The 14,904-nt window shown below is 67.4% G+C and carries 19 protein-coding genes; 9 read left to right on the top strand and 10 right to left on the bottom strand.

The genetic code is table 11. The features are described 5' to 3' along the window. Window positions 1-7 precede the first annotated feature (7 nt). A complete protein-coding gene (locus HUN08_RS13520; protein WP_124246811.1) occupies window positions 8-262 on the bottom strand; it encodes a WhiB family transcriptional regulator in 255 nt (84 codons plus the stop codon). 209 nt (window positions 263-471) lie between these two features. Continuing rightward, the gene (locus HUN08_RS13515) at window positions 472-1,440 is read right to left on the bottom strand and encodes a diacylglycerol kinase family protein (RefSeq protein ID WP_124246812.1); all 969 of its coding nucleotides are present in this window, start codon (window positions 1,438-1,440) and stop codon (window positions 472-474) included. 52 nt (window positions 1,441-1,492) lie between these two features. On the opposite strand from HUN08_RS13515, the gene HUN08_RS13510 reads away from it, so the two are divergent. Next, window positions 1,493-1,930: a hypothetical protein gene (locus HUN08_RS13510; RefSeq protein ID WP_124246813.1), complete on the top strand. Its 438-nt coding sequence runs from the start codon at window positions 1,493-1,495 to the stop codon at window positions 1,928-1,930. A gap of 5 nt (window positions 1,931-1,935) precedes the next feature. Then, the gene (locus HUN08_RS13505; RefSeq protein ID WP_124246814.1) at window positions 1,936-2,730 is read left to right on the top strand and encodes a ParA family protein; all 795 of its coding nucleotides are present in this window, start codon (window positions 1,936-1,938) and stop codon (window positions 2,728-2,730) included. 7 nt (window positions 2,731-2,737) lie between these two features. Here HUN08_RS13505 and HUN08_RS13500 read toward each other — a convergent pair whose 3' ends face one another. Both HUN08_RS13500 and HUN08_RS13495 read right to left on the bottom strand, forming a co-directional pair. Continuing rightward, entirely contained in the window at window positions 2,738-3,997 is a 1,260-nt protein-coding gene (locus HUN08_RS13500; protein WP_124246815.1) for a PQQ-binding-like beta-propeller repeat protein, read from the bottom strand. Window positions 3,998-4,012: 15 nt separating this feature from the next. Then, complete coding sequence (locus HUN08_RS13495) at window positions 4,013-5,593, bottom strand: DEAD/DEAH box helicase (protein WP_124246816.1); 1,581 nt, start codon at window positions 5,591-5,593, stop codon at window positions 4,013-4,015. Between the two features lie 201 nt (window positions 5,594-5,794). Here HUN08_RS13495 and HUN08_RS13490 point away from each other — a divergent pair, with 201 nt between their 5' ends. The 5 genes from HUN08_RS13490 to HUN08_RS13470 all read left to right on the top strand — a co-directional run bounded on the left by HUN08_RS13490 (window position 5,795) and on the right by HUN08_RS13470 (window position 9,245). Next, on the top strand, window positions 5,795-6,439 hold the full coding sequence (locus HUN08_RS13490; RefSeq protein WP_124246817.1) for a ferritin-like fold-containing protein: 645 nt from the start codon (window positions 5,795-5,797) through the stop codon (window positions 6,437-6,439). 176 nt (window positions 6,440-6,615) lie between these two features. Next, window positions 6,616-6,873 carry a hypothetical protein gene (locus HUN08_RS13485; RefSeq protein ID WP_129624297.1) on the top strand — a complete coding sequence of 86 codons (258 nt, stop codon included), beginning with the start codon at window positions 6,616-6,618 and terminating at the stop codon, window positions 6,871-6,873. Window positions 6,874-6,944: 71 nt separating this feature from the next. Beyond that, the gene (locus HUN08_RS13480) at window positions 6,945-8,354 is read left to right on the top strand and encodes a hypothetical protein (RefSeq protein ID WP_124246819.1); all 1,410 of its coding nucleotides are present in this window, start codon (window positions 6,945-6,947) and stop codon (window positions 8,352-8,354) included. Window positions 8,355-8,502: 148 nt separating this feature from the next. Next, window positions 8,503-8,937 carry a hypothetical protein gene (locus HUN08_RS13475; protein WP_124246820.1) on the top strand — a complete coding sequence of 145 codons (435 nt, stop codon included), beginning with the start codon at window positions 8,503-8,505 and terminating at the stop codon, window positions 8,935-8,937. Between the two features lie 74 nt (window positions 8,938-9,011). After that, window positions 9,012-9,245, top strand: coding sequence for a DUF3107 domain-containing protein (locus HUN08_RS13470; protein ID WP_124246821.1), 234 nt, complete (start codon window positions 9,012-9,014; stop codon window positions 9,243-9,245). Window positions 9,246-9,264: 19 nt separating this feature from the next. On the opposite strand, the gene HUN08_RS13465 is transcribed toward HUN08_RS13470, so the two are convergent. Next, window positions 9,265-9,909 carry a TetR/AcrR family transcriptional regulator gene (locus tag HUN08_RS13465; RefSeq protein WP_124246822.1) on the bottom strand — a complete coding sequence of 215 codons (645 nt, stop codon included), beginning with the start codon at window positions 9,907-9,909 and terminating at the stop codon, window positions 9,265-9,267. Between the two features lie 103 nt (window positions 9,910-10,012). Between HUN08_RS13465 and HUN08_RS13460 the strand changes: the two genes are divergently transcribed. Continuing rightward, complete coding sequence (locus tag HUN08_RS13460) at window positions 10,013-11,038, top strand: DUF3152 domain-containing protein (protein WP_174900934.1); 1,026 nt, start codon at window positions 10,013-10,015, stop codon at window positions 11,036-11,038. Continuing rightward, window positions 11,035-12,207 (top strand): adenylyltransferase/sulfurtransferase MoeZ, encoded by a 1,173-nt coding sequence (gene moeZ, locus HUN08_RS13455; protein ID WP_124246823.1) that lies wholly within the window; start codon window positions 11,035-11,037, stop codon window positions 12,205-12,207. Before HUN08_RS13460 ends, moeZ begins: the two co-directional genes overlap by 4 nt. Here moeZ and HUN08_RS13450 read toward each other — a convergent pair. From HUN08_RS13450 to HUN08_RS13430, 5 genes are all read right to left on the bottom strand, one after another. After that, window positions 12,204-13,058, bottom strand: a complete 855-nt coding sequence (locus tag HUN08_RS13450; protein ID WP_124246824.1) for a TIGR02569 family protein — start codon at window positions 13,056-13,058, stop codon at window positions 12,204-12,206. The genes moeZ and HUN08_RS13450 overlap by 4 nt on opposite strands. A gap of 58 nt (window positions 13,059-13,116) precedes the next feature. Continuing rightward, window positions 13,117-13,506 carry a PIN domain nuclease gene (locus HUN08_RS13445; protein ID WP_124246825.1) on the bottom strand — a complete coding sequence of 130 codons (390 nt, stop codon included), beginning with the start codon at window positions 13,504-13,506 and terminating at the stop codon, window positions 13,117-13,119. Beyond that, window positions 13,503-13,703 (bottom strand): type II toxin-antitoxin system VapB family antitoxin, encoded by a 201-nt coding sequence (locus tag HUN08_RS13440; RefSeq protein WP_301546738.1) that lies wholly within the window; start codon window positions 13,701-13,703, stop codon window positions 13,503-13,505. The genes HUN08_RS13445 and HUN08_RS13440 overlap by 4 nt, the downstream gene beginning before the upstream one ends. Before the next feature lie 86 nt (window positions 13,704-13,789). Then, entirely contained in the window at window positions 13,790-14,095 is a 306-nt protein-coding gene (locus HUN08_RS13435; protein WP_124246827.1) for an MGMT family protein, read from the bottom strand. Between the two features lie 4 nt (window positions 14,096-14,099). Next, entirely contained in the window at window positions 14,100-14,897 is a 798-nt protein-coding gene (locus tag HUN08_RS13430; RefSeq protein WP_124246828.1) for an alpha/beta fold hydrolase, read from the bottom strand. Window positions 14,898-14,904 lie beyond the last annotated feature (7 nt).

Below are 14,904 nucleotides of genomic sequence, written 5' to 3'. Positions count from 1 at the left end.
GAGAGTCTTAAACGCTGCTGCGGGTGCGCGTGCGGGCGTTGCGGCGCTTGAGGGCGCGACGCTCGTCCTCGCTCATGCCGCCCCAGACGCCGGCATCCTGACCGGAGTCGAGCGCCCAGGTGAGGCACTCGGCCGTCACCGGGCAGCGCTGGCAAACGAGCTTCGCGTCAGCGATCTGCGCGATCGCCGGGCCACTGGTCCCCACGGGGAAGAACAGCTCCGGGTCTTCGTCACGACAGATTGCCTTGTGGCGCCAATCCATTTCTACAACTCCTCATGTGCGCGCAGCAATGCGCGCCCGTATCAAGCCTCGCGGGCGTTTGGCTGTTTTCTGGCTGTTTGCACGGGCGCCGACTACCGTTCGGCTCCTCGTGGTTCCTTGTGAATACTTTCACGAATCGCGCCGAAGTCAATAGGATTCCAATAACACGTGTGGAACATCACTGTGCGTCCGGGGGTAGGTTTTGTGTGCTACCGGTCGAAGACGGCCTGGTCGGCGGGGGCGACGACGGCCAGGGCGTCGGGACGATACCCCAATTCCATCGTGGTGCGCTCGCCGGTGTAGTCGCCGTCGATCTGGGTGGGCAGCGGTTGCGGTGAGTGCAACGAGACGGAGAGCACGTTGTCGTCGCGGAAGACGTGTCGCGCGTGCGGGTCGACGCCCATCAGCAGCCGCGTCGCCAGCGGAAGGTTGCGGGCCACGCCCATCGTCGACGACGCGAAGACGCCCAACCCGCCCGACAGCGTCGTGGTGGGATTGGTCTCGATGCGTTTGCCGCTCAGATAGGTCCACGGCGTGGTGTTGAGGACGAAGGCGAAGGCGGTGTCGGGAAGGTCGTGGCGTTTGCCGTCGCGGTCGACGACGGAGACGGTGAACCGCTGCTCGTCGGCACGGTGGCGCAGGAAGGTGACCACGGTGGTGAACAGGTAGCGGTTCGGGGTGGCGGCCTTGCCGCGGTTGCGCTTGGCCTCCATCGCCTCGACGACCCGCGCGTCGATGCCCATCCCGCAGTTGAACAGGAACCACCGGTCGTCGGCGATCCCGAGGTTCACGCGGCGCTGGGCGCCGGATTCGAGCAGCGTGATGAGCTGGGCCGTCGCCAACAGCGGATCGGCGTCGATCCCGAGGGCGCGGGCGAACACGTTGGCGCTGCCGCCGGGGATGATGCCCAGTCGGGGCTGCGTTGCCGGGGCGACATCGCCCGGCGCGCCCAACAGGCCGTTGACCACCTCGTTCACCGAGCCGTCGCCGCCGTGCACGACGATCGCCTCGTATCCGCCGTCGAGCATGGCGCGCTGGGCCAGCTCCTGGGCGTGGCCCCGGTGGGTGGTCTGCTCGACGGTGAGGTCCATGCGTGCGGCCAGCGTGTGCGCGAGGGTGTCGCGGCCCGCCGGGGTGGTGGCGGTCGCATACGGATTGACGATGAGCAGGGCTCGCACGGAACACCACCCTACGGTGGTGGCCCGCGCCGCGCCCAATACCCTGGAAGCCATGCAATCGAGTGCGGCCGCCCCGCGATCGGTCCGGTGGGCGGGGATCTCCATCGCCGTGCAGGGCGTCGTCGGCCTGATCAGTGCCGCCGTCCTGGTGATCCGTGCGCTCGGCGGGCACCACGAGAGCTTCGCCAGCGGCTACGGCCTGGCGATGTGGTGCGGGCTGATCGGGCTCGCCCTCCTCGCCGGTGGGCTGGCGCTGCTGCGCGGCAAGCGGTGGGGGCGCGGGATCGCCGTCGTCGCACAACTCCTGCTGCTGCCGGTCGCCTATTCGCTCCTGACCGAGAGCCATCTGCCCGCCCTCGGCGTCCCGCTCGCGTTCTGGGCGCTGGGCACCCTCGTCGCGCTGTTCACCGGACCGGCCGTGGAGTGGGCCGCCGGGGGAGCGCTGGCCCCGGACGCACCCGACGACGAAGACGACGAAACCGTAAGGTAGGGGCCATGACTCACACCGTCGCGATCGCCAACCAGAAGGGCGGCGTCGCCAAGACGACGACCACCGTGTCGCTCGGCGCGGCCCTGGCCGACCTGGACGTCTCGGTTCTCGTCGTCGACCTCGATCCGCAGGGCTGTCTGACCTTCTCCCTCGGACACGATCCCGACCAGCTGCAGGTCTCGGTGCACGACGTGCTGCTCGGCGAGGAGGAGATCGCCGACGCGTTGCTGAGCACCGACGACGGCGTGACGCTGCTCCCCGCGACGATCGACCTGGCCGGGGCGGAGGCGCTGCTGCTGATGCGGCCGGGCCGCGAGTACGCGCTCAAGCGGGCGCTGGCCGAGGTCGCCCAGGATTTCGACGTGATCCTCATCGACTGCCCGCCGTCGTTGGGCGTGCTCACCCTCAACGGGCTGACCGCGGCCGATTCGGTGATGGTGCCGCTGCAGTGCGAGACGCTCGCGCACCGCGGCGTCGGCCAGCTGCTGCGGACGGTCACCGAGGTCCAGCAGATCACCAACCCGGACCTGACGCTGCTCGGGGCGATCGCGACGCTGTACGACGCGCGCACCACGCACAGCCGCGACGTGCTCGCCGATGTCGCCGACCGCTACGACCTGTCGGTGATCAACCCGCCCATCCCGCGGACCGTCCGCTTCGCCGAGGCCTCCGCCTCGGGCGCGTCGGTGTTGCGCGGGCGCAAGAACAAGGGGGCGCTGGCCTACCGCGAGCTGGCGGCCAACCTCTGGAACCACTGGAAAAAGGGCAAGGCGCTGCAGACCTTCGCGCTCACCGAGTGAACGGTTCCTAGGGGCCGTACGCGGTGACGGTGTCGCCGACCTGTTCCAGAATCACGTCGCCCAGCGAAGCCGGGTTGATCGGGGTTGATTCGGCGGCCTTTCCGTTCGATGCCCGGGGCACCGCCAGCTCTCCGACGCGGCGCCCGGTGGCCGGGTCGACGACCACATAGCCGCGGTCGTCGGGGACCATCATCTGACCGCCGACGACGATGCCGGGGCCGCGGGTGTGCGGCACGGTGTAGCGCGGGCGCAGCGAGTCGCCGTCGAGTACCACCGTCGCCTGTCCGGTCCACACCGAGGTCAAGCCGTCGCTCGTGACACTCGTCGCCGCCGTGGGTGGGGTCCGGGGGCCGGGGACGGGTTGCCGCGCGGTGTCGGCCCCGTCGGAGTTGAAGACGCGGATGGTCGGCGGTGCCGGCTCGGGCGAGTTCTCGCCGCCGTCGTACACCGCGATCGCCGATTCCGACATGGCGACGATGGTCGGTGCCGCGAAGGCCGTTCCGCTGGTGATCACCGACGACCCGTACAGGGTGATCTTTTCGTCCTTGTCCAGGACCGCGCCGAGGACGGTGAGGCGGAAGCCGGGGTCGCCGTCGCAGTGCTCGATGACGGCGACGCGATCGCCCGAGGTCATCCCCGACGAGAACTCGCAGCCGGTTCCGGTGCGGGGGCCGCGATCCGGCTTGACCGGGGCGTCGACGCGGCCGTACTCGATGCCGCGCACCAGGTTAGAGCCCCACGTCTCCAAGCGGGTGGTGCCCATGCCCAGGACGTAGCCGCCATCGGATCGCAGGGCGATGGCGCGGTCGGCGTCGGAGCTGCGCGTCGCGCGCCGCGTGCCCAGGTCGGCGTCGAGTGCGGTGATCTCGCCGCAGCCCCGCGAGTTGCGGTAGGCCGCCAGCGCGGTCGGGGTCGACGGGGACCAGGCCGCGAGCAGTGCGCACAGCGGGATGTCGCGGTGGTAGCGCCACAGTTCACGACCGGTGTGCGGGTCATGTGCGACGACGGCCCCGTCGTCACCGGTGAGCACGACGGTGTCGGTGACCTGCGGTGACCGGGTCGCGGTCGAGGCGGCATGCCAGCGGGGCACCAGCCGCGCCGGGGTGCGGTCCGGATAGGGCGGCGTCGTCGGTGCGGCCGTCGCCGGGGACAGCGTGGTGCGGCGCGCGGAACTGGCGTGCCAGGCGAAAACCGCGACGACGACCAGCGCCACGACGATGACGGCGCTGACGGCGAAGTCGATCGGCCGTCGCCGCAGTGGTCGCATCGAGTGACGGTCCGGTCAGTCGGCCTGGGCGGGCGCCGGCTTCTGACCGCCGCGGCCACCGCGACGACGACGGCGGCGGCGCGGAGCGTCCTCACCGGTGTTGGCCGCGGCGTCGCCGGTGGCGTTGGCCGTCTGCTCGGTCGTGGTGGCGTCGGGAGTCTTCCCCTCCGCGGACTTACCCCCGCGGGTGCGCTGACGCGAACGCTGCGAGGCGGCGCGGGCGGGACGCTCGACGCGGGTCCGGCCGTCGCGACCGCCGTCGCGACCGGAGCGGGTGCCCGACGCGGTCTTCGGCGCGCCGATGCGACCGGTCGCCGACTCGGGGATGCCCAGTTCGGCGCGCAGGTGCTCAGAGCTGGAGTAGGTCTCCACCGGCTCCGGGGTCTCCAGGCCGAGGGCGTTGTTGATCAGCGACCAGCGGTGCATCTCATCCCAGTCGACCAGGGTGATCGCGATGCCGGTGCGCCCGGCTCGGCCGGTGCGGCCGATGCGGTGGACGTAGGTCTTGTCGTCCTCGGGGCACTGGTAGTTGATGACGTGGGTGACGTCGTCGATGTCGATGCCGCGCGCGGCGACGTCGGTGGCGACGAGGACGTCGACCTTGCCCTCGCGGAAGCCGTTCAGGGCCTTCTCGCGGGCGCCCTGCCCGAGGTCGCCGTGGACGGCGCCGACCGCGAAGCCGCGCTCGGCCAGGTCGTCGGCGACCTTCTGCGCGGTCCGCTTGGTGCGGGTGAAGATCATCGTCGCGCCGCGGCCCTCGGCCTGCAGCACGCGCGCGACCAGCTCCGCCTTGTCCAGCGCGTGGGCGCGGTAGATGTGCTGGGTGGTGCGCTCGTGCACGGCCGAGTCGTTGGCGTGCTCGGCGCGGATATGCGTCGGCTTGGTGAGGAAGGTGCGGGCCAGGGTGACGATCGGGCCGGGCATGGTGGCCGAGAACAGCATCGTCTGGCGCGCGGACGGCACCGCGGAGAGGATGCGCTCGATGTCGGGGAGGAAACCGAGATCGAGCATCTCGTCGGCCTCGTCGAGGACGAGGATCTCCACCTTGCCGAGGACGAGGTGGCCCTGCTGGGCCAGGTCGAGCAGACGCCCGGGGGTGCCGACGACCACGTCGACGCCGGACTGCAGCTCGGCGATCTGCGACTCGTAGGGGCGCCCGCCGTAGATCGCGGTGACGTTCAGCGGTCGCGTGGTGCCGTCGGCCAGGGTGACGTTGACGCCCTTGCCTGCGACCTCGAGGTCGCCGGTGACCTGCAGACACAGTTCGCGGGTCGGCACGATGACCAGCGCGCGCGGCGTGTTGTCGAGGGCGCGCACGCCCGACTCCGGCGCCGTCAGCAGCCGGTGCAGCAGGGGGACGCCGAAGCCGAAGGTCTTGCCCATGCCGGTGCGGGCCTGGCCGATCAGATCGTCGCCGGCCAGGGCCAGCGGCAGGGTCAATTCCTGGATGGCGAAGGTGTGGGTCTTGCCGTCGGCGGTCAGCGCCGCCACGATGTCCGGGTGGACGCCGAGTTCGGCGAAGGTGGGAGCCGAATGCTCCTCGTCGATGATGGTGGTCTGCACCGAATCGTCGGTGCTCGCAGTTGTGCTGCTCATATGTGGTTGTCCAAAACCTCTCGGATTGCTTCGCGCGCACCGTCGGTTTGGCCGGCTCCGACGTGTCGCGTCCTCCCGGCTGGGGGTCGCGTGCGGAGCGATGCGCGCACATTTCACGGTGCCGCTGCCGGTCTGGCCAGCGTGGCACCTGGTAGCAGTGTACTTGGTCGGGCGATTCGGTCCCCGTCTACCATCACAGGCATGGACTCCAACCCCGGCATCGCCAAGTTGTATTCGGTCCTCATCGCCGGCGAGTACGCCGCGCACAACCGGCTGATCACCGAGTCCGCGATGGCCCCCGACGTGGCGAGCCGCATCGCGATCGGACGCATGGCAGCGTCGGAGATGAACCACTACGACGAGCTGGCCGCCGAGTTGGTCAAGCGCGGTATCGACCCGGTGGAGCAGGTCCTCGCACACCTCGACGTCTTCGACCGCTATCACGGCACCACCAACCCGAAGACGTGGGACGAGGTCATGGTGAAGGCCTACGTCGGCGACGGATTGGCCGCCGACTTCTACGGCGAGCTGGCCGGTGCACTGCCCGACGAGGCGCGCGCGGTGGTGTCGACGGTGATGTCGGAGACGGGCAATTCCGAATTCGCCCGCGACTGGGTTCGCTCCCGGGTCGCGGCCGAGCCCGAGTTGCGCTGGCCGCTGACCCTGTGGGGTCGTCGACTGCTGGGTGAGGCGATCACCCACACGCAGTGGGTCTTGGCCGAGGAGGAGGACGTCACCGACCTCCTTTTCGAAGGCGGCGCCACCGACCTGGCCGAGGTCTCCCGCTTCTTCGACTCCGTCACCGAGCGTCACGCGCAACGCATGGCTGATCTGGGGCTGGGGTAGGGTTACTGGCCACCCGAAGCGAGTCGTCGCCAACGCAGACGCAGGCTGCGCCGACTCGCCCGTACGTGAGAGGTTGGCAACACGATGAGCTTCAACGTTGACTTGGAAAACCTGCGGACACTGTCAGGCACCTTGCGCGGACTTGCAAACGAGTCGCAGAGCTTTCGGTGGATGGGATGGCTGTGTTCCCGATACTTCCTTTCGGGATGGCCGGCGGAGTATCGGGTCGCTTGAAGTCGGTCAGCGAGGCTGTCGAGCTGTCGGCGGACGCTCAAACGAAGCTGAAGTCTGCACTGGTGGAGCGCCTCGACGACGTCAGTGCCGTCATGCGCTCGGTGGCCCAGAAATATGAGCACACGGACCAGACGAATGCGGCCACCATAGCGCAGGCTTATCACGCCGGGCTACCGGAATGGAAAGCTCCGGAGTCGTGACGCCCTCGCGATCTGACCTCGAGGCTTTCGATCCAGCTCCGCTTCTGCATATGGCCACGGGGCTGCGGAAGATGGCAGACAAAGCCGAGTCTCTATTTGTACGTTATGTGGCGGCAGTGTCGAACGTCTCCGGTGTGAGTTGGACCGGTCCGGCCGCCGAAGCCGCGCAAGACACGGCGTACCTTGACAGATCTACTGTTCGTCAAATGACTGACACTCTCGGCCGGGCTGCAACAGAGATGGACGTCGGCTACCACGCGATTGAGGCGCCGTTGACAAAGGCGAAGTCCTTGATCGCTGACGCTGAAGGCGAGGGCTTCACGGTAACGGAGTTCCTTGCGGTGACAAAGGAGGGCGACCTTAGTGAAGCTGACGAACGTCGCCGAGCCGAACTGCAAAGCGATATTGTCGCAAAGGCTGGAGAAGTGGAGAGTGCCGACAACGACACTCGGCAAAAGTTGTCAGCGATTCACAGCCAGATGAGTATTCAATTCGGCAAGATTGTGGACGCTGCAGTCGTGCGAGGCGAGCATCAGTTTGAAAAGCTCACGGGGCACCGTCCTCTGTCGCCTGTAGACCTTGCCACGGCTGCGGCGCTAGACCCAACTAGCAAGGATCCGAAGTACAAGGGCAAGAATGCGAATATTACTGTCACCCGAATTCGCCCAGTTCCGGGACAAGGGGTAGTTCGAACTAATCATTTTATCAAAGAACCGGATGTGACCGATCCGTCTGGAAGTGGCGCTTTTAGTCGGAACATGGGGGACAATCGCGGGCCGGATCCAAACTTCTCGCCAGATCACACTCGAGTTACAACCTACATCGACTACGAGAATGGACTTGTCGTAATGCGTCAGAATCCGTCGGTCGTGCAAAATGCCGATGGGAGTCCTGGCGACGTGCAAGTCGGTACTCCGCGTGCGAGTGTAATGCAGGCTGCAAATGGCGCTGTACGAATCCGATACGACGCCAATGATCCTGTGGGTTTGGGTGGAGTCATGGCCAACGTCAAACCTGGATACACAACGGTTAACGGAGATATAGCGGTTACTCCCACTGATCATGGTCCACGGATAGACGGTACGCGGACGAACTATCCGTGGTTCGAAGCCTATAGAACTGCTCCCGACGGATGTGTTACCCCCATTGCGGTAGATAAGGCAGCATTGGGTAACAGTTTGGGGCCCAGCTTGAGTCTTCCCTATCATCACGATATCGGTAGCGGATCAAACGGCCCGGAGGCGCATCAGCCGGAGTTCTATCGGAAAGAGTGGATCGGCAAACCGGGCTATACCCCGGAGTATCGAGAGGTTGTTCGTCCAGGTGTGCCGATGGGAACAATTGACAACCCTACAGATGCCTCAGGTCCAGACGGCGGGAGAGGGCCGCACAATTATCCTGAGAGGGGAGCGGAAAGTCCAATTGTTCCGAGGGCTGACATACGGCCACGATTTTTCCCTCCTTTTCCCTTACCGTGGTGAGGACGCCATAAATATGATTCAAGACATTCGAATAAGGAATGCGCTGACGCCGGGCATATTCATTCTTGCGCTTCTAATTTCTGGCCTCAAATTCTTTGGGAACGATAGGTCGGGTTCGCCGCTTACGGACCTCCTCAGCCTTGGGGGTATGTGGTTGGGTGTGGCCGGTGTCGCCGGCGCGCGACCTCTGTGGGACCCGGAGTTCGCGGAGCATTACAGCTTTGGCCGACGGGCGTGGGAGGTGTTCTGGAAGTACTACGGGCCGATCGGACTGCTGGTCTCGGTCCTGTACAACGTGCAGCTGTCGGTGGTGAACGATCACTTTCACCCGCCGAGCTGGTACCACGGCGGGACCTTCATGGTTATCGTCGTCGTGATCGGTGTGGCGTTGTTCGCGGTGCCGAGAACTCCGTTCCGGCAAATCGGGTCGGGCTTGTTCGTCGGCGTCGCCGCGCTCGCATGGCCGATCCTGATCTACCCGGTGTTGTTCCTGGTGCTTCCGTACCTCGTCTATCTCGCGACCATCATCACGTCGTGGACGATCGCCCGACGGCGGGCCAAGGCGGACGAGCCACAGACGTGACGTCGCTTCTGCTCTCGGCGAAACGAGCGTCGCGGGGCGCTGTGTGCCAACCTGTCTCGGCTAGGCTCGTGACCATGAGCGTGGAAGTGAAGATCGGCATCATCGACAGCCCCCGCGAGCTGGCCGTGCAGGTGGCCGACGACAGCGAGAAGACCTTCGAGGCCGTGTCGTCGGCGCTGGCCGGCAAGACCGAGCTGCTGACCCTAGTCGACGATCGCGGGTCGCGCTTCCTCATCCCGGCGGCGAAGATCGCCTATGCCGAGGTCGGCAGCGCCGAGGTGCGCCGCGTCGGCTTCGGGTCCAAGTAGTCCTTCTCGAGCGCCGCGGCTACTGCTGCGCTCGCTCGACCGTCTGATAGGGCACCCGCGAAAGGCCGCCCCACAGGAGCGCGACCGTGGTGTCGACCGCGACCTGCTTGTCGACGGGTCGGTGCGCGTCGATCCAGTAGCGGGCGTTGACCTGGCTGGCCCCGACGAGCCCGGCCGCCAGCATGCGCGAGCGGTAGGGGTCGAATCCGGAGTCGTGCATGACGAGTTCGTAGACGGCGTCGACGCACGCCTCGATCGCCCCCTCGACGCGTTTGATGACCGCCGGGTCCTTGGCGTCGGAGGTGAAGATCAGGCGATAGCCCGAATTGTCGAGGTCGACGAAATCGAAGAAGGCCTCGACGGCGGCCCGCACACGCATCCGGTTGTCGGTGCTGGTGCGCAGCGCGTCGTTGATCGCGGTGACCAGCTTGTCCGCGTGCGAATCGACCACCGCGATGTAGAGATCCAGTTTCGACGGGAAGTGCTGGTAGAGCACCGGCTTGGAGACCCCCGCGTGGATGGCGATCTCGTCCATTCCCGCAGAGTGGTAGCCGCGTTCGACGAAGATCTCGCTCGCCGCATCGAGGAGCTGCAACCTGCGCGCGCTGCGGGGGAGCCTGGTCCCGTTGCGGCCCGCGGGGGGAGTCATGCCCGTCGATGTCATGGCCAGCAGCCTACTACCGCGGGGGCGACGCCCCGTTCGGTAACCTGGTCGTGTTGGGCGCCGCCTGCGCGGAACGACGCGCGGGCTGTGAGAAAGTTGACGAGTGAACCGATCCGAGAACGGCCGTTCTGGCGTGCCGCGTCCCCGTCCGGGCGATGCGGCACGTGCAGCGGACTACCGCCGTCCTCCGATCCCGCGCGCCGAACCCGGACAACCGCTGCGCGCGACCTGGGATCCGCCCACCGAGCCCATCGTTCAGGCCGTGGCTGCGGGCAACCCGATCAGCCGCTTCATCTCCACCTACGGGTGGCGCGCCTATGCCATTCCGGTGTTGGGCATTCTCACCGTCGTCCTGTTGGTGATGTCGGTGCGCGGCGGCACCGCCGACGGTGCTTCCGGGCATGCTTCCCCCGACGGGGGGCGTAACACGGCCATCGGCAAGGAGTCGGCACCGGTCGGCGCACCGACCCAGCAGATCCCGGAGTCGGACCTACCGGTGGGCGCGCTTCCACCGGACGGGCACTTCACCCGCGACGGGCGCAAGACTTATCACGTCGTGCCGACGAAGGGTGCGACGAAGAAGATCGGCAAGGGCCCGCAGGAGTTCACCTACACCGTCGAAGTGGAGGACGGGCTGATCCCCAGCGACTTCTCCGGGGATACCGCCTTCGCGTCGATGGTCGACGCGACGCTGGCCAACCGGCACAGTTGGATCGGTGGCGGGAAGGTCTCGTTCAAACGCGTGGGCGCCGGGCAGGAGCCCAACCTGAGGATCACGCTGACGTCGACGAACACGACGCGCGAACTGTGCGGCTACCAGATCAAACTGCAGACGTCCTGCTTCTACCCGCCGACCCATCAGGTGCTGCTGAACGAGGCGCGCTGGGTGCGCGGCGCGATCCCGTTCGCCGGCGATATCCACAGTTACCGCCAGTACCAGATCAACCACGAGGTCGGGCACGGCATCGGCTACGCCAAGCATGAGCCGTGCAAGCAGAACGGGGCACTGGCGCCCATCATGATGCAGCAATCCTTCGGAACGGCTAACAAGGACATCATGGCCCTTGATCCACAGATGAACGCCGACCGCACGTTGAGCTGCCGACCCAACCCCTGGCCGTTCCCATGACGCTCCCGCCGCTTGTCGATCCCGCGGCGGAGTTGAGTCGCGCGGAGGTGGCCCGCTACAGCAGGCACCTGATCATCCCCGACGTCGGAATGGCCGGTCAGAAGCGGCTCAAGAACGCGAAGGTCCTGGTCATCGGAGCCGGCGGATTGGGATCGCCGACGCTGATGTACCTCGCGGCCGCGGGGGTCGGAACCATCGGGATCGTCGATTTCGACGTCGTCGACGAGTCGAACCTGCAGCGGCAGGTGATCCACGGCCAGTCCGACATCGGTGTTTCCAAGGCGGTCTCCGCCAAGAACTCGATGCTCGAGATCAACCCGCTCATCACCGTCAACCTGCACGAATTCGCCTTGGACAACACCAACGCCGTCGAGTTGTTCGGCCACTACGACCTGATCCTCGACGGCGCCGACAACTTCGCCACGCGCTACCTGGTCAACGACGCGGCGATCCTCGCGCACAAGCCATACGTCTGGGGGTCGATCTACCGCTTCGAGGGCCAGGTGTCGGTGTTCTGGGAGGACGCGCCCGACGGACGCGGCCTCAACTATCGCGACCTGTACCCGCAGGCACCTCCGCCCGGGATGGTGCCGTCATGCGCCGAGGGCGGGGTGCTGGGCATCCTGTGCGCGACGATCGGCTCGATCATGGGCACCGAGGCGATCAAGCTGATCTGCGGGATCGGCGAGACACTGCTGGGCCGGTTGATGGTCTACGACGCCCTCGAAATGACGTTCCGCACCGTGAAGATCCGCAAGGACCCGGCCGGCGAGAAGGTCACCGCGCTCATCGACTACGACGACTTCTGCGGCGTCGTCTCCGACGAGGCGCAGACCGCGGCGGCGGGCTCGACGCTCACTCCGGCGGAGTTGGCGGCGCGCGTCGCCAGCGGGGCGCCGCTGGCATTGATCGACGTCCGCGAACCCGTCGAGTGGGACATCGCGCATCTGCCCGGTGCGACACTGATCCCGAAGGACGAGTTCGAATCAGGCGATGCGCTGGGAAAGATCCCGCAGGACCGCCCGGTTGTCCTGTATTGCCGCACGGGTGTGCGGTCGGCGGAGGTCCTCGCGATCCTCAAGGGCGCGGGATTCGCCGATGCGACTCACCTGCAAGGCGGCATCACGGCGTGGGCGAACACCGTCGACCCGTCGATGCCGGTCTACTAGACGCGCAGGCGCACCAGGTCGACGACGCGCATCAAGCCGGGCAGCGCGCCGGCCGTCGAGCGTGGGTGCAAGGCGTGGACGGCCAACCGGAACATGGTGGCGCGCAACAGCATTTGGCCCCACTCGGGTTGATCGGACCAGCGGTCCAGCAGGTCTTCGCCCGCCCCGCCCCACGCGATGGAGTCGACGGCGACGACCGCCGCGGCCCACGGCGCCGGTCGCCAATAGGGGACCAGATCGGTGATGCCCGGCGCGGCGGCACCGGCGAACAAGACGGTGCCGAACAGGTCGCCGTGGACGATCTGCGACGGCGAGGTGACCGGTCGGCGCAGACCGGCCAATGTCTTGAGTGCCGCAACGCTGGCCTGGCCGTCCTCGGTCTCCGGCTCGGACATCCCGGCGGCGCGCGCGGTGCGCAGCGGCTGGTCCTCCCACGCCGCCCGGTCGGCGGCGGTGAAGACGTCGACGTCGGTGTACGGCGGCGCGGGCGGTTGCAGCAGGAATCGGGGGCGCTCCAAACCGGCGAGGGCGGCATGCAGCCGCTCGGCGACCTGCAGCACCTCGTCGTAACGCGGTTCGGGCGACCCGGCGATGTAGGTATCGGCCCGCCACCCGGAGACGACGTAGCGCCCGTCGGTCGATCGGAACGGACGGGCGATGCGCAGCCCGTCGACGAAAAGGTTCTCACGGGTCGAAGCCGACCATGCGGCTCGGGCGTGGTCGGGAACCATCGAGAGGACGACCTCGCCGACGCGCCAGCCGCCCACCCATTGATCGCCCATCGCGATCGGCGGGTGCGCGGTCAGACCGAACGTGCGCAGCACGTGCTCGGGTGGTTCGACTGTGGTCACATGGCAAAGATACCCAGCTAGTCGCGTGATTTCGGTCAGCGACACTGCGAGCCGACGGTCATGCCCGTCGCAGCCCGAGGTGTTCTGTGAACGGATCGAAGTCCCGATCACGCGCGAGCAACTGATGGCTTTCGTCTATGCAGAACGAGGCGATCAGCACGTCGGCAGTCTTGCGGATAGTGATTCCGATCCGCTTCAGTGACCGATAACGCTCGGCCGCACCGACGGCCCGCGCTGCCCCGAGCATGTCGAAAACGGTCAGTCCGGTGAGGAGGTCCTCGGCGCGCCGGGCATCATGCTCGTGACGGAATCCTTGGAGTACCTCGGCAAGAATCAGATCACCGATGGCGACCGGACGCGACCCGAGATAGTCGTCCAGCCGGTCGGACTCCGGCGTCGGATTGCCGTTGAAGTAGTCGACCCACACGGTCGAGTCGACGACGATCATCGGTCCGCACGCATCCTGGCCAAGTCGTCATCCCACGGTGCGGCACCGCGCAGGTCGCGTAGGTCGCGTTGGCGGTCCAGTCGGACGAGTAGTTCGAGGCCGAGACGGACGGTGTCCTTCTTGGTCGACGTCCCGGCCGCGGCCTGCGCCGCGGCGAGAAGCTCGTCGTCGATGTCGATATTCGTTCTCATGGTCATACTCCCCATGTGTATGCCATTGGTCTGACATACACATCGTACGCCCGCGCGTCTCCAACACTGTGCGGTGTTGGAAACAGCTCAGATCAGGATGCGGTCGGCGTCCAACGGCACTCGCGCAGCACGACGCGGCCGTCGACGACGGGCACCCCCTCGTCGGCCAGGCGCCCGAGTTGCCGCGCCGCCATGTGCGCGGGCGGGCGGCCCGACGCGCTGATCACGCGGTGCCACGGCAGGTCGGCCGAATCGGTGCGCATGATCCAGCCGACGATGCGGGGGCTGGACAGGCCGACCGCGCCGGCCAGATCGCCGTAGGTCGTGACCTTTCCGCGAGGAATCGACGCCACGAGGGCGCGCACGGCCTCCACCTCGGCATCGGTCACCTTCGCCATCGGCTCACCCTTCCGCCGACGCATCGCGCACGAGCCGGGCGACGAGCTCCGGCTCGAGGAACGGGACCATGTGTTCGCAGTCGGCGTGGTGGACACGGACCGAATCGGGCCGTCGTGCCCGGCAGGCGTCGAGGAATCCGGCGCTGACGAACGGCGGGTCGACGCGATCGGCAACGACGACGTCGGTGGGGACGCCGACCGGGGGCAACGCGAAGCCGTCGGCCATCTCGCTCCACGCGGTGGCCGCCGCGGGTTGGCTCACCCGCCAGCCGTAGGTGCCGGCGGGGAGTCCGACCTCCTCCGAGGGACGCAGGTGCGTGGCGATCTCCTCGTCGAGTATCTCGTCGGGCACCGCTGCCCAGCCCTCGGCGCGCTTGGCGGCGCGGGCCGCCTCGGGCGACGGATAGGTCCAGTGCGCCATGCTGTCGGCCGCGACGTCGCGGGCGCGGGTCGGGTCGATGCCCTGCGCGGGGTCGAGCAGGATCAGCGCGCGGACGCGCTCGGGGTGGCGCTCGGCCAGGCGCAGCGCCAGCGCGCCGCCGAAGGAGTGGCCGACCAGCGTCACCGGTCCGCCCTGCGCGGTGAGGACGGGACCGAGGGCGTCGAGGTGGGCGGCATAGGACCAGGGCGGGCACCACGACGAGTTGCCATGGCCTAGGAGATCGGGCGCGACGATCCGATGATCGGGCAGGTCCCGCGCCAGCTGGGCCCATCGTCGGCCGTGACCGGTGAGCCCGTGCAGCGCGACGACGACGGGCGCACCTCGGTCGGGACCGAAGGTCTCGATGTGCAGCTGACTCATGGTGACC

The organism is Gordonia sp. X0973 (assembly GCF_013348785.1).
Classification (GTDB): Bacteria; Actinomycetota; Actinomycetes; order Mycobacteriales; family Mycobacteriaceae; genus Gordonia.
This window is presented reverse-complemented; position numbering and strand designations above follow the sequence as displayed.

Bases quoted from the DNA above. Each gene is read 5' to 3' on its own strand.
- HUN08_RS13520 (WP_124246811.1), bottom strand. From the start codon at position 262: ATGGATTGGCGCCACAAGGCAATCTGTCGTGACGAAGACCCGGAGCTG.
- HUN08_RS13475 (WP_124246820.1), top strand. From the start codon at position 8,503: ATGTGGTTGGGTGTGGCCGGTGTCGCCGGCGCGCGACCTCTGTGGGAC.
- moeZ (WP_124246823.1), top strand. From the start codon at position 11,035: ATGACGCTCCCGCCGCTTGTCGATCCCGCGGCGGAGTTGAGTCGCGCG.
- HUN08_RS13430 (WP_124246828.1), bottom strand. From the start codon at position 14,897: ATGAGTCAGCTGCACATCGAGACCTTCGGTCCCGACCGAGGTGCGCCC.
- HUN08_RS13440 (WP_301546738.1), bottom strand. From the start codon at position 13,703: ATGACCATGAGAACGAATATCGACATCGACGACGAGCTTCTCGCCGCG.
- HUN08_RS13485 (WP_129624297.1), top strand. From the start codon at position 6,616: ATGGCTGTGTTCCCGATACTTCCTTTCGGGATGGCCGGCGGAGTATCG.
- HUN08_RS13510 (WP_124246813.1), top strand. From the start codon at position 1,493: ATGCAATCGAGTGCGGCCGCCCCGCGATCGGTCCGGTGGGCGGGGATC.
- HUN08_RS13495 (WP_124246816.1), bottom strand. From the start codon at position 5,593: ATGAGCAGCACAACTGCGAGCACCGACGATTCGGTGCAGACCACCATC.
- HUN08_RS13505 (WP_124246814.1), top strand. From the start codon at position 1,936: ATGACTCACACCGTCGCGATCGCCAACCAGAAGGGCGGCGTCGCCAAG.
- HUN08_RS13490 (WP_124246817.1), top strand. From the start codon at position 5,795: ATGGACTCCAACCCCGGCATCGCCAAGTTGTATTCGGTCCTCATCGCC.
- HUN08_RS13500 (WP_124246815.1), bottom strand. From the start codon at position 3,997: ATGCGACCACTGCGGCGACGGCCGATCGACTTCGCCGTCAGCGCCGTC.
- HUN08_RS13470 (WP_124246821.1), top strand. From the start codon at position 9,012: ATGAGCGTGGAAGTGAAGATCGGCATCATCGACAGCCCCCGCGAGCTG.
- HUN08_RS13435 (WP_124246827.1), bottom strand. From the start codon at position 14,095: ATGGCGAAGGTGACCGATGCCGAGGTGGAGGCCGTGCGCGCCCTCGTG.
- HUN08_RS13465 (WP_124246822.1), bottom strand. From the start codon at position 9,909: ATGACATCGACGGGCATGACTCCCCCCGCGGGCCGCAACGGGACCAGG.
- HUN08_RS13480 (WP_124246819.1), top strand. From the start codon at position 6,945: ATGGCAGACAAAGCCGAGTCTCTATTTGTACGTTATGTGGCGGCAGTG.
- HUN08_RS13445 (WP_124246825.1), bottom strand. From the start codon at position 13,506: ATGATCGTCGTCGACTCGACCGTGTGGGTCGACTACTTCAACGGCAAT.